The 12,226-nt window shown below is 37.7% G+C and carries 11 protein-coding genes; 4 read left to right on the top strand and 7 right to left on the bottom strand.

Annotated elements, in window-relative coordinates:
• Positions 1-11 precede the first annotated feature (11 nt).
• Positions 12-911 (bottom strand): mechanosensitive ion channel family protein, encoded by a 900-nt coding sequence (locus DCS32_RS14900; protein WP_108879002.1) that lies wholly within the window; start codon positions 909-911, stop codon positions 12-14.
• 162 nt (positions 912-1,073) lie between these two features.
• Between DCS32_RS14900 and DCS32_RS14895 the strand changes: the two genes are divergently transcribed.
• The 4 genes from DCS32_RS14895 (at position 1,074) to DCS32_RS14880 (ending at position 5,350) form a co-directional block, all read left to right on the top strand.
• Positions 1,074-2,429: an NAD-dependent succinate-semialdehyde dehydrogenase gene (locus tag DCS32_RS14895; protein WP_108879001.1), complete on the top strand. Its 1,356-nt coding sequence runs from the start codon at positions 1,074-1,076 to the stop codon at positions 2,427-2,429.
• Between the two features lie 167 nt (positions 2,430-2,596).
• Complete coding sequence (locus DCS32_RS14890; RefSeq protein ID WP_108879000.1) at positions 2,597-3,499, top strand: DUF72 domain-containing protein; 903 nt, start codon at positions 2,597-2,599, stop codon at positions 3,497-3,499.
• Positions 3,499-3,999, top strand: a complete 501-nt coding sequence (locus DCS32_RS14885) for a gluconokinase (protein ID WP_108878999.1) — start codon at positions 3,499-3,501, stop codon at positions 3,997-3,999. The genes DCS32_RS14890 and DCS32_RS14885 overlap by 1 nt, the downstream gene beginning before the upstream one ends.
• A 4-nt stretch (positions 4,000-4,003) precedes the next feature.
• The gene (locus DCS32_RS14880) at positions 4,004-5,350 is read left to right on the top strand and encodes a GntP family permease (protein WP_108878998.1); all 1,347 of its coding nucleotides are present in this window, start codon (positions 4,004-4,006) and stop codon (positions 5,348-5,350) included.
• 88 nt (positions 5,351-5,438) lie between these two features.
• Here DCS32_RS14880 and purB read toward each other — a convergent pair whose 3' ends face one another.
• The 6 genes from purB to DCS32_RS14850 form a co-directional block, all read right to left on the bottom strand.
• The gene (gene purB, locus DCS32_RS14875) at positions 5,439-6,782 is read right to left on the bottom strand and encodes an adenylosuccinate lyase (RefSeq protein ID WP_108878997.1); all 1,344 of its coding nucleotides are present in this window, start codon (positions 6,780-6,782) and stop codon (positions 5,439-5,441) included.
• Positions 6,783-6,859: 77 nt separating this feature from the next.
• A complete protein-coding gene (locus DCS32_RS14870) occupies positions 6,860-8,200 on the bottom strand; it encodes a DUF58 domain-containing protein (RefSeq protein WP_108878996.1) in 1,341 nt (446 codons plus the stop codon).
• A gap of 2 nt (positions 8,201-8,202) precedes the next feature.
• Complete coding sequence (locus tag DCS32_RS14865) at positions 8,203-9,270, bottom strand: AAA family ATPase (protein WP_108878995.1); 1,068 nt, start codon at positions 9,268-9,270, stop codon at positions 8,203-8,205.
• On the bottom strand, positions 9,270-10,487 hold the full coding sequence (locus DCS32_RS14860; protein ID WP_108878994.1) for a DUF4350 domain-containing protein: 1,218 nt from the start codon (positions 10,485-10,487) through the stop codon (positions 9,270-9,272). Before DCS32_RS14860 ends, DCS32_RS14865 begins: the two co-directional genes overlap by 1 nt.
• Positions 10,484-11,290 (bottom strand): DUF4129 domain-containing protein, encoded by an 807-nt coding sequence (locus DCS32_RS14855; RefSeq protein ID WP_108878993.1) that lies wholly within the window; start codon positions 11,288-11,290, stop codon positions 10,484-10,486. The genes DCS32_RS14860 and DCS32_RS14855 overlap by 4 nt, the downstream gene beginning before the upstream one ends.
• The gene (locus DCS32_RS14850; protein WP_108878992.1) at positions 11,283-12,224 is read right to left on the bottom strand and encodes a glycerophosphoryl diester phosphodiesterase membrane domain-containing protein; all 942 of its coding nucleotides are present in this window, start codon (positions 12,222-12,224) and stop codon (positions 11,283-11,285) included. Before DCS32_RS14850 ends, DCS32_RS14855 begins: the two co-directional genes overlap by 8 nt.
• Positions 12,225-12,226 lie beyond the last annotated feature (2 nt).

Raw genomic sequence — 12,226 nt, 5'->3', positions numbered from 1 at the left:
TAAGATAGTTATTATTTGTCAGCTTGCTGACGAAGGCTAAGCGGAAATTCTTTCACGCCGCCATAAAGTTTAATTTCTTGTATATCTGCAGGCATATAATACCCAGCATCTTCTAGTGCTTCTTTTACATTGCGAACTACATTCCCTTTTGTAATCAAAGCTTGTTTTCTAAAGTCTTTAGTATCTACCCAAAAGAATACTTTTAAATTTACTGTACTTGTAGCAAGTTCATCTTCAATGACAAAGTTTTCATGTATCTCATCATTAATTACGTTAGGTTCATTAGCTAGCGCTCGTAATACTGTTTCTTTTGCTCCTTCTATATTATCCTCATATGCAATCCCGATTATAAAATCCCATCTAAAGAAGCCATCTTCTGTATAATTTGTAACAGGTTCAGTAAGTACATCACTATTGGGGATGTAAACGTCTTTACCATCAAAGGTTTTTAACTTTGTGTATCTAAGATCTAAAGTTTTTACTTTACCAAAGTTTGATCCTATCTCAACAGTATCATCAACATCAAAGGGTCTATTAAAGGCAAGTATAATTCCTGCAATAAAATTTTCTCCTATATCTTTAAAAGCAAATCCTAGAACAACTGCACTCGCTCCGGCTGCTGTTAGGATTCCAGCAGCAATACCGCCTAGACCTGCAGCTCTCAGTGCAAGCATTATAGCTATAATAATAAATGTATATCTAATAGCCGTACCTAAAAACTTACTCATTAGAGGATCCTCAGTTCTAGCAGAAATTCTTCTTCTAGCAAATCTACCTATCCACCCAGCAATTAAAATTCCCAAGACGACAATAAGAATACCCATTGCTATTTGTGGTAGCTGATCGATAAAATTGCTTACAGCATCTTGAAATGCTTCGGTAACAGACGTTTTTGTATTTTGTAAGGACATAGTTTTGATTGGTTATCTAAAAATACTGCTCTTTCCTGCATTTATTCTTAAAACCTTATCAATTCACATTTTGTTAAGACCTTTTAGTACAAGGGAGTTAAAATGCTCTTAAGCTTTCTCATTAAACAGTACACGCGTATTAACTTTATAAAAAAATGACCTATGAATATAGTATCTACAAATCCGTACGATGGAATTGAAGTGGCCAAGATTAAAGCACTTAACTTAGAAGAGATAGAAAACAAAATTGAAAATGCACAACAAACGTTTCTCTCTTGGCGCAATACCACTTTTGCAGAGCGCTCACAACACCTTAATAATGTAGCAAAAGAACTAAGAAAAAATGCTCACGAATATGCAGAGATGATGACTAAGGAAATGGGTAAACCTATCTCTCAAGCCATTGCCGAAGTAGAAAAGTGTGCCTGGGTATGTGAATATTATGCAGAAAATGCACCATCACAACTAGCACCTAAGGAGATAAAAACAGATGCTTCAAAAAGTTATGTGCGATATGAACCTATAGGAGTTGTACTTGCTGTAATGCCATGGAATTACCCATTCTGGCAAGTGTTTAGATTCATTGCTCCAGCACTTATGGCAGGTAATATAGGTGTGTTGAAGCATGCAAGTAATGTAATGCAAAGTGCAGAAAATATTCAAAAAGTATTTGAACGTGCAGGACTTCCTAAGGGGTGTTTTCAAAACATGGCGGTAGGTAGTGAGCGTATTGAAAATATCGTCCGAGATTCTCGTATTAAGGCAATAACGCTTACAGGTAGTAAGCCTGCAGGAGCTGCCGTAGCAAGCACAGCAGCAAGCGAGATTAAAAAATCTGTTCTTGAGTTAGGAGGTAGTAATGCTCTAGTAGTTTTTGATGATTGTAATTTTGAGGAAACGGTACAAACGTGTGTGCAAGCGCGCTTTCAAAATACGGGGCAGAGTTGTATCGCTGGGAAGAGACTTATAATTCATGAAAGTATTGAAAACAAGTTTTTAGAAGCTTTCGCGAAAGCGGTAACAGAATTAAAATCTGGTGACCCTATGGAAGAAGATACCTACATAGGAGTGATGGCACGTGAAGACCTCGCCGAAGAGCTAGAAGATCAACTCAATAAATCCATTGCCGAAGGTGCAAAAGTCCTAATAGGTGGTCACAGACAGAAAGCTTATTTTGAGCCAACAATTGTCACGGGAGTAACACCAGAGATGACAATATTTAAAGAAGAAACCTTCGGGCCTGTAATAGGAGTTACTACATTTAAATCTGACGAGGAGGCATTAAATCTCGTAAACCAATCTGATTTTGGCCTAGGAGTATCCATTTTTACAGAGAGTCAAGAACGTATGGAAACATTGATTCCGCAGTTTGAGGATGGAGCTGTGTTTGTAAATGATATGGTAAAGAGTAATCCTAATCTTCCTTTTGGGGGAACAAAAATTTCAGGATATGGACGCGAACTTTCCATAGACGGTATTCAGGAGTTTGTAAATAAAAAGACAGTATATATTAAATAATAGCCCGTTTTCGCGAAAGCGTAAAATAAAAAAAGCCGATTCATAAAATTATGAATCGGCTTTTTTGTGTATGCTATAAATAATGCGGTTTGTATTAAAAGTCATATCTCGATGTCTTCTCCTCAATTCCATCAGTAACCTTATCTTAGCTACACAAAATAGAGTTTATGAAATTTGGCGTAGTTGAGCAACCAGAGTTAATTGATTTTACATTACCTCCTGATCATCCTGATACTAGGGGTGTTATTGAAAATGCATTCGCGCAAGCGGAAAACAAAGAATTACAAGTCTACGTAGGTTGCGCAAAGTGGAATAAAGCAGAGCTTAAAGGCTTTTATCCTAGAGGTACGAAAGATGAGCTCGGTTATTACGCAAGCCAGTTTAATAGTATAGAGCTTAACGCTACGTTTTATAGGTTATTTCCGAAGGAGCAATTTCAGAAGTGGTATGATAAGGTTCCAGAGGGTTTTAAATTCTTTCCTAAAATCACAAATATGATAAGCCATCGCAAGCGGCTTATAGATTCACAAGACTTTATTCCAGAGTATGTAGAACACGCAACAATCCTTAAGGAAAAGCTTGGTACTGTGTTTTTACAAATGCATAACAACTTCCAGCCTAAAGATTTTGACAGGGTTGATAATTTTGTAAATCACTGGCCAGAAGATCTCCCTATTGCTTTAGAGTTTCGTCATACAGATTGGTTTAACAATCCAGAAGTGGCAGAGCGTCTTTATCTTTTACTTGAAGAACGCAACATGGCAAATGTGCTCGTAGATACCGCTGGGCGTCGCGATATTATGCATATGCGTCTTACAAATGGAGAGGCTTTTATACGATATGTAGGAGCAAATCATCCTAGCGACTATGCTCGGCTAGACGCTTGGGTGGAGCGGTTAACGTATTGGGTGAGTCTAGGTTTGCGTAAAGTTCACTTTTTTATTCATCAGAATGTAGAGGTCGAGTCTACATTACTATCTGCATACTTTATAGAGAAGCTCAATCCAGCATTAGGAATCAATCTGCACATTCCTCATAGCGCAAGCGGTGGAGTAAATACCTTATTTTAATGAAGAATGTATACATAGTTATGGGCGTTTCCGGTTGCGGAAAAAGTACGATAGGTAAGATGTTATCAGAGCAATTAAAGATTCCATTTTATGATGCAGATGATTTTCATCCTCAAACTAATGTTGATAAAATGGCATCTGGCACACCATTGCAAGATGACGACAGATGGCCGTGGCTCGATAGTCTAGCACTAGAGATACAGCAGTGGTCAAGTGATAAAGGAGCGGTACTTGCTTGCTCTGCACTTAAGGAGGTTTATAGAGAACGTCTATTTTCTGAATCTGCTTTCGCGAAAGCAAAACAAAACTTTATCTATCTTGATGCAAATTTTGAAGCACTGAGCAAACGCCTAGCTTCAAGAAAGAATCATTTCTTTGATCCTTCATTACTGCAATCGCAGTTTGATACACTAGAAGTACCCCATTATGGTGTTCATGTGGAAGCGACCTTAGCAAAAGAAGACATCATTAGAAAAATACAACAAATTATAGAACAATAGGTTTATGGATTATCAATTACTAGCGGCAGTTATACTGGGGATTTCAGTGCTATTGTTTCTTATTTTACGACTAAAGATACAAGCATTTCTAGCATTACTAATTACTTGTGTCGTTGTGGGCGTTGTTGCTGGTATGGAACCGAAATCTATACTCGATTCTGTAAAAAACGGAATGGGAGGAACGCTAGGTTTTGTTGCTACTGTTGTAGGATTAGGAGCTTTATTTGGTGCCATTTTAGAGCGCTCAGGTGGAGCACAACGACTAGCAGAATCTTTACTTAAGAAATTTGGAATAGATAAATCTCCTTGGGCAATCATGCTCACAGGTTTCTTTGTGGCTATTCCTGTATTTTTTGATGTAGCATTTATCATTTTAATGCCAATCGTATATGCACTCCAGAAGAAAACGGGAAAATCCTTACTGCTCTATGCTATTCCGCTGCTTGCGGGATTAGCAATCACGCATACTTTCATACCACCTACACCAGGACCTATTGCTGTAGCCGAAATTTTAGGTGCCGATCTTGGCTATGTTATAATATTCGGATTTTTAGCTGGCTTACCTGCTGCAGTTATTGCTGGGCCGTTGCTTGCAAGATATTTATCAAATAGAATGCACATCACATCACCAGAAGATATGGTGACCGAAATGGAAGTACCCGCAAATGCACCAAGTGCCGGCACCATTTTACTTATAATTGCGATTCCTATTTTCTTAATCGTGTGTAATACCGTACTTAATAGTCCGCTATTTGATGAAGGAACTTTACCTAGTTGGCTCATTTTTGGAGCAGATTTACTAGGTCATCCATTTGTGGCACTCATCATTGCAAATGTAGTTGCTTGGTACTTCTTAGGAATTAAGAAAGGATTTACTAGAGATGAGCTTCTTGATATTTCTACAAAATCTCTCTATCCAGCTGGAGTTATTATTTTACTAACGGGTGCTGGTGGAGCTTTTAAACAAATATTGATAGATACGGGTGCAGGCACAATGATTGCCGAAAGTTTAAGTGGAGACTTCTTTCCTCCTGTGGTTTTCGGTTTTCTCGTTGCGGCTATTGTAAGAGTGTTACAAGGTAGTGCAACGGTTGCTATGATTACAGCTGCTGGAATAACAGCTCCGTTGTTAGGACTAACAGAAACTAGTGCGCCACAGCTAGCAGTACTTGTGATTGCAATAGCTTCAGGTGCTAGTATATTTTCTCATGTAAATGACAGTGGCTTCTGGCTTGTAAAGCAATACCTAGGTTTAACAGAGAAAGAAACATTTAAGTCATGGACAGTCATGACTTCAATTATCGCAATCGTAGGACTTATTGTCTCTACGGTACTTTGGTTTATAGTATAGTTGCGATTTTCCTGATACATAAAAAAAAGGGATAAGCATTGTGCTCATCCCTTTTGTAATTTTATAACGCTTTCGCGAAAGCGAACTACTATATCCCAGTATAATTTTGAGGAGTAATTGCTTTTAATTCTTTCTTAATTGCCGCGCTTACCTCAAGTGTATCCACAAACTCAGCCATAGACTTCTTTGTAATCTTACTGTTTACTCTAGTAAGTGCTTTAAGTGCTTCATAAGGATTAGGATATCCTTCTCTTCTTAAAATAGTCTGGATAGCCTCAGCTACTACAGCCCAGTTATTCTCAAGATCGGCAGCGATTTTTTCTTCGTTTATTAATAGTTTGTTCAATCCTTTTACGGTAGAACGTAATCCTATTAATGTATGTCCTAATGGAACACCTATGTTTCTTAATACCGTACTATCCGTAAGATCTCTTTGTAGTCTTGAGATAGGAAGCTTTGCAGAAAGGTGCTCAAAAATAGCGTTTGCAATACCTAAGTTCCCTTCACTGTTTTCAAAGTCAATTGGGTTCACTTTATGCGGCATGGCGCTAGAACCTACTTCTCCAGCTTTAATTTTCTGCTTGAAGTAATCCATAGATACATAGGTCCAGAAATCACGATCAAGATCTATTAAAATCGTATTAATACGCTTAAGTCCATCAAATAATGCAGCCATGTGATCATAGTGCTCTATTTGCGTAGTAGGAAAGGAGTGGTGCATTTTTAGCGTGTCATGTACAAATGATTTACCAAATGCTCTCCAATCTATAGATGGATATGCTACTTTATGTGCATTGAAGTTTCCTGTAGCACCACCAAACTTTGCAGCACTAGGAATATCATTTAATAAATTAAGTTGCTCTTCTATACGTACTACAAAAACCTCAATTTCTTTTCCTAGTCGAGTAGGAGAAGCAGGTTGTCCGTGTGTACGAGCTAGTAAAGGAATGTTTGCCCACTCATCTACAAGCTGCTTAAGATGATCTACAACCTCCAATAATTCTGGAATGTATACTTGATTCATCGCGTCCTTAAGAGACATCGGGATTGCAGTATTATTAATATCTTGAGATGTTAACCCAAAGTGGATAAACTCCTTGTAAGATGCAAGGTCAAGTGCATCAAATTTTTCTTTGATAAAGTATTCTACCGCTTTTACATCGTGGTTTGTTACTTTCTCAATGTCTTTTATGGCCTGCGCGTCTTCTGTAGTGAAGTCTTGGTAAATTTCGCGCAAAGCGGTAAAGACACTTTTATCTACATCTTCAAGTTGCGGAAGTGGTAGCTCACACAAGGCGATAAAATATTCTACTTCTACTTTTACTCTGTATTTGATAAGTGCGGCTTCAGAAAAGAAAGGAGCTAAAGTTTCTGTTTTTGAGGCATAACGACCATCAATAGGTGAGATGGCTTGAAGTGGTGACAACGACATTTGTTGTGATTTTAGTTAAGGGACAAATATATATAGAAGACTTCGTCTATCCGAATTCTAATGCAAAAATCGGCAGATTATAATAGGCCTCTTGCTTTAATCTCTAGATATTTATTAATAGTATTTACTGTAAGGTCATCTGGCTTAGTTAATATGGTTTGAATACCGTATTGTTCAAGTCGTGCAACCATTACTTTTTTATCAAGATCTGCTTTTTGGGCAATCGTTTTATGATACACCTCGGGAAGTGTTTCGGCAGGTGTTGCAATGAGCTGGTCAAGTTCTGTGTTTTGGAAAAAGATAACCACCAAGACATGTTTTCGCGAAAGCGCTTTTAAATAAGGTAACTGTCTTTCAAGTGCTGTTATGTGCTCAAAATTAGTATACAATAATAGTAAGCTACGCTGGGTGATTTTACGTTTTACTTGGTTGTATAACGCACCGTAATCACTATCTAAAAACCTAGTATCTATATTGTAAAGCACCTCTAGAATAGTCTGCAAGTGAGTTTTCTTACTACTCGCAGGAAGGTGATTTTTAATAGACTCTGCAAAGGTGAGCATGCCCACTTTGTCTTTTTTCTTTAAGGCAATATTAGAAAATGCTAGCGTACTATTAATTGCATAGTCTAAAAGTGTCAATCCTTTAAAAGGCATCTTCATCACGCGGCTAGCGTCTATGAGTGCATATACAGGTTGTGACTTCTCGTCTTGAAACTGATTTACCATCAGGCTAGCGCGTTTTGCAGTTGCTTTCCAGTTAATGGTACGAGCATCATCACCAGGGACGTAATCTTTAATTTGCTCAAACTCCATCGTATGTCCTAGACGGCGTATTTTTTTCATGCCGTGCATAGTAAGTCTATTGTCTAGGGCAAGAAATGCATACTTTTTCATCTGTATAAAAGATGGATACACCTTTACCATCTGGTCTTTCTCAAAGCGGTAGCGACGTTTTACAAGTTTAAGCTTGGTACTCACGTACACATTAAGATGCCCAAAGGTATACTCTCCACGCTCTGTAGGACGTAAGGAATATGAAAATGACCTTGTCTCTCGTGCTGGTATCTCAATTACTTTACTAAAATCACGTTTTTGAAACTGTTCTGGTATTTCATCTATAATATCAAGGGTAACTGCAAACGGATATTTATTCTCAAGGATGACAGGAAGCTCGTTTGCATCACTATTTGAGAATTTTTCTGGTAGCTCTCTCACACCTTTTATTTTTCCGCTTGCGCGAAAAAGAACTAATGCATCCACAAAAAATGCGAGCACCAGTAAAAGCAATAAGATATTAGTAATTCCAAAGAGGCCATTAAACCAGTAGGAAATCAAATAAAGCACACCGATAACTCCCAGTGCATAAAACAAACGCTGGTGAACAAAAAAACCTTTTATAAATCTTATAATAGCCAATACTATCTTGGTATTTCTACAGATTGAACAATCATATCGATAACTTGTTCTGTGGTCATTCCTTCCATTTCACGCTCTGGAGAGAGTATTAAACGGTGACGCATTACTGGTATAACTGCACGTTTTACATCTTCTGGAATCACAAAGTCTCTACCCGAAATAGCAGCAAATGCTTTTGAAGCGTTCATGATTGCTAGTGATGCTCGAGGAGAACCTCCTAGGTATAAATGTGGATGCGTTCTAGATTTTACAACAATCTCTGCGACGTAGTTTAAAATCTTTTCTTCTATAAGGACTTCTTGTGTTTGCTTTCTAAAATCTGCAAGCTTAGCTGGATTAAGTACCGCCTTAATACCTTTCTGTGGAGCGCCACCTTTACGATCATGATGACTCTGCAGTATGGCAACTTCTTGTTCTAGTGTAGGGTAATCTACTTTAATCTTAAATAGAAAACGGTCTAGCTGTGCTTCTGGTAGAGCGTATGTTCCTTCTTGCTCTACTGGGTTTTGAGTTGCAAGTACCATAAAAGGAGGTTCCATGGTATATTTTGTGCCATCTATAGTAATCTGGCGTTCTTCCATAGATTCAAAAAGTGCAGCTTGCGTCTTGGCTGGTGCACGGTTAATCTCATCAATAAGGACGATGTTTGAAAATATAGGGCCTTTTTTGAATTCGAATTCGCTCGTTTTCATATTAAGAATAGAAGTTCCTAATACATCACTTGGCATCAGATCTGGCGTAAACTGTATACGTCCAAACTGTGTGTCTAGAGTCCTTGCAAATAACTTTGCCGTTACTGTCTTTGCAATACCAGGAACTCCTTCTATGAGTACGTGACCATCAGAAAGTAAAGCAACAATGAGGAGCTCTATAAATTCGTGTTGCCCAATAATAATTTTACCAAGCTCTGCTCGTATTGCTTCGGCGGCGTTGCGTAGTTCTTCTAATGGAATTCTATTAGTAAACGCAATTCCTTCTTCTGCTTGATTTACATCTTGCGATGGAGTAGGAGTAGCATTAGTGATTCCTTCTGTTGTATTTTCTGGATCTTGTGGTGTGATATCGTCCATTATTTTTGATTTTTAAATGCTTCTATACGTTTATTAAGTTCTAATAATTCTTCCTGACTTATGATTTGTTTAGCTCTTAAACCCACCATATAATTAATCAGTAATTTAGTTTGCTCTAGTGTGTTGCCACTTTTAGATGCTAGCTTATTGATAAAACCTTCACTTATTACATTAGTGTCTAGAGCATAATTACTGCGTATGAATTCTAGGAAATGACTTATTTGATGACTTACGATGCTCTTGTGATCTTTCTTGTCAAGATACATGCCGGCAATAGTCTTTGTAAATGTGAGCGTCTGGTTAGGTAGTGGTTTTATAATAGGGATGGCTCGTTGCTTGCGTCTTCCTTCAAAAACTACCCACAAAAAGGCACCTATGAGCAAGATGTAATATGCCCACTTTAAATATCTATTTTGAAAAAATATATACAGCGGACTCGTATAAATAGTTTTACCATTTTTATAGTGATTATCCCAGTATAGTACATCATCCTGATCGAGATAGGAGAGCGCATTTTTTGTGTATGTGTAATTATCCCCTCTCAGTATAAAATAGTTAGTAAACGTCTCAGGCATAAGATGGATGATAATCTCACCTTTACCAAAATCCTGCTTCACAAAATTTATTCTAGGTTCTGCTACAGTTATGGTGTCTTTATTAACCATAAGGCCAAATTCTCCTAGGGCAACCGTATTTGTGGTATCTACCTCTTCAAAAAAGCCAGCAGTGGTCTCTACATCATGATAATACGGAGCTGCTCTTCGTAAACTTGGATTTACAAGGTTTACAAGAGGCTTGCGCTCAAAATTATCATAATCATAATAAAGATCAGTTTCTAGAGATAAGGTATCTAGTATAGTCTCGCCTATACCTCTTGCTGCAATAAATAAAGTATTACCCTCACTTACCCATGATAAAAGTTTGAGTGATTCATCTTCACTAAAGAGGATGTAATCATTTACAAATAAATAAGTACCACGCGCATCCGTGCTATCTGACATAAACTCATAAGGAGGTATACGTACTTCCTTAAACTTATCTTTTTGCCAGTTATTTTCAAGCAGATCGTGTAAAACGTATGTACCGTAAGGGATTTTATCTGTCTTCGTATAACTTGGATACCAGTTTATATCTTCCTTAGTACTTGACTCCATATAAATAACGAGTGCAAGAGCAAGTAGCAGCACACCGGCAATTACTTTAAATTTATTGCTCATAGCTGATTATTTATTTGGGTGAAAGATGTTTTTGCTTTCGCGAAAGCGGTCTCATCGACCTCAAAATTTCCATACCAGATATAGTCGTAAATATCTGTCACTTTTCTGAACTGGTTTCTTAAGTTTAGGTCTTCTATTTCGAATAAATAGTCATGATTTGTTTTCTGTACTTGCCAATCTATAAGATCTTGAGTACTCATTTTCTGAAGTACACGTAGATAATAAAAACGCACAGCTAATCTGTAATTACCAGCAGCAATAGCCTGTTCTATTAATTGATCAAGGTCTGGTCGCTGGATGAGCTCCTCATCATCTGAGAGTAACGTTTCAGGAGCTTTTATTTTTTCCATTAATAAGGAACCGCTATCTATTTTCATAAATAGCCATACAAAGAATACGAGTAAACCTACAATTAATAAGTAGGGTAGAAGTTCTACTATGACTGCCCAGACACCTGTTGCTTCGTTACCACCAGTAAGCCAGCGTATGAAAGCGTTATATAGATCATCAATTTTTCTTTTGAAACGTGACCACCAGGTATCTTCTGGAGTCGCTTCTTTGTAATTAAATTCGTCGTCTTGTTTGTACTCATCAAGACTATTTTCAGAGATGGGAAGCGGTGTTACTGTTCCATTATCATAAGTAAGAATACCACGAGGATCATGATAGGTGTTTTCGGGATAGATTACTTCCTCTTCAACGACTTCCTCTGTAGTAGTTTCTTCTTGAGTTTGTTGTATAGCGGTAGCTTTCGCGCAAAGCGAACATAGAAACAGCATACATAGCAACCACAGTTTACGCATTAGTGCTGCCTATATTGTTTATCTGATCAAGACTTCCCGTTTGATTTTTGCGCTCGTTAAGGTTAAAATAAATGAAGTTTGTAGAGATAGCGAGTATAGTGTATAAGATATAGTTCATTGCAGATGCAAGAACCTGCAACACAAGATAAACATTATCAAAAAGTGCTGCTGGATCACCCATAGAGCCAGATTGCACACTTGTTATGGTCTTAATAAGCGTATAAATAACCACGGGAACTTGAAAAACAAAGCCAATTACCCCAATTAAAAAACCAATGATGATAAGCGTTATAAACGTCATCCACCATTCATTTTTAATCAAGCTTGAACTCTCTTTTATAGCTTCCTTTATACTAAGATTCTTGTCTATAAGTGCAGGAAAGATGACACTAAGCTTTACATACACATAAAGTAATGGAAAGATAGCTAGTATGACAACCAAGACACCTACCGCCTCAGATCCTGTTGCAAATATGGCACCACCTAGTCCTACAGGAACTAATGCTACAACTAGTATGATTAATAAGTTTGAAAAGCCTAGACCTAAAAAGGTTCCAGTTTTTGACTTAATAGTAGCTACTACAGTAGTAGGATCTGGAACGTCACCTCCAGCGATGTAAGCTTTTATATATTCAGAAACGCTTCCATAAAGCATTGAGTTGTATATAATACCTACAATGGCAAGGCATGCAACCGAGATGAAGAAGCTGCTCATATCTGATCCATCACCAAAACTTGTTAAGAAATTTGCGCCTGCCGTAGCGTTGGTATAGAATCCTACAGCAACTATGAGGAGAATAAAAGGGATAGCACACGTGCGCACAAGTACATTAAGAAGTGGTTTTGCATTGCGGCGTAAAAAGGTGAATGTATCACTTATGATCTGGCCTAGCTCACGCTGTTTTCTAAATTCCACTAGTTTAGTTAAGGTCATTA

The organism is Dokdonia sp. Dokd-P16, assembly GCF_003095655.1.
Taxonomy (GTDB): Bacteria; Bacteroidota; Bacteroidia; order Flavobacteriales; family Flavobacteriaceae; genus Dokdonia.
The sequence above is the reverse complement of the archived record's forward strand: the minus strand, read 5'-3'. Positions and strand labels throughout refer to the sequence as shown.

What these genes read in the sequence shown, in the direction of transcription:
- DCS32_RS14900 (WP_108879002.1), bottom strand. Translation starts at nt 911, where the DNA reads ATGTCCTTACAAAATACAAAAACGTCTGTTACCGAAGCATTTCAAGAT.
- purB (WP_108878997.1), bottom strand. Translation starts at nt 6,782, where the DNA reads ATGTCGTTGTCACCACTTCAAGCCATCTCACCTATTGATGGTCGTTAT.
- DCS32_RS14865 (WP_108878995.1), bottom strand. Translation starts at nt 9,270, where the DNA reads ATGGACGATATCACACCACAAGATCCAGAAAATACAACAGAAGGAATC.
- DCS32_RS14895 (WP_108879001.1), top strand. Translation starts at nt 1,074, where the DNA reads ATGAATATAGTATCTACAAATCCGTACGATGGAATTGAAGTGGCCAAG.
- DCS32_RS14885 (WP_108878999.1), top strand. Translation starts at nt 3,499, where the DNA reads ATGAAGAATGTATACATAGTTATGGGCGTTTCCGGTTGCGGAAAAAGT.
- DCS32_RS14855 (WP_108878993.1), bottom strand. Translation starts at nt 11,290, where the DNA reads ATGCGTAAACTGTGGTTGCTATGTATGCTGTTTCTATGTTCGCTTTGC.
- DCS32_RS14890 (WP_108879000.1), top strand. Translation starts at nt 2,597, where the DNA reads ATGAAATTTGGCGTAGTTGAGCAACCAGAGTTAATTGATTTTACATTA.
- DCS32_RS14850 (WP_108878992.1), bottom strand. Translation starts at nt 12,224, where the DNA reads ATGACCTTAACTAAACTAGTGGAATTTAGAAAACAGCGTGAGCTAGGC.
- DCS32_RS14860 (WP_108878994.1), bottom strand. Translation starts at nt 10,487, where the DNA reads ATGAGCAATAAATTTAAAGTAATTGCCGGTGTGCTGCTACTTGCTCTT.
- DCS32_RS14880 (WP_108878998.1), top strand. Translation starts at nt 4,004, where the DNA reads ATGGATTATCAATTACTAGCGGCAGTTATACTGGGGATTTCAGTGCTA.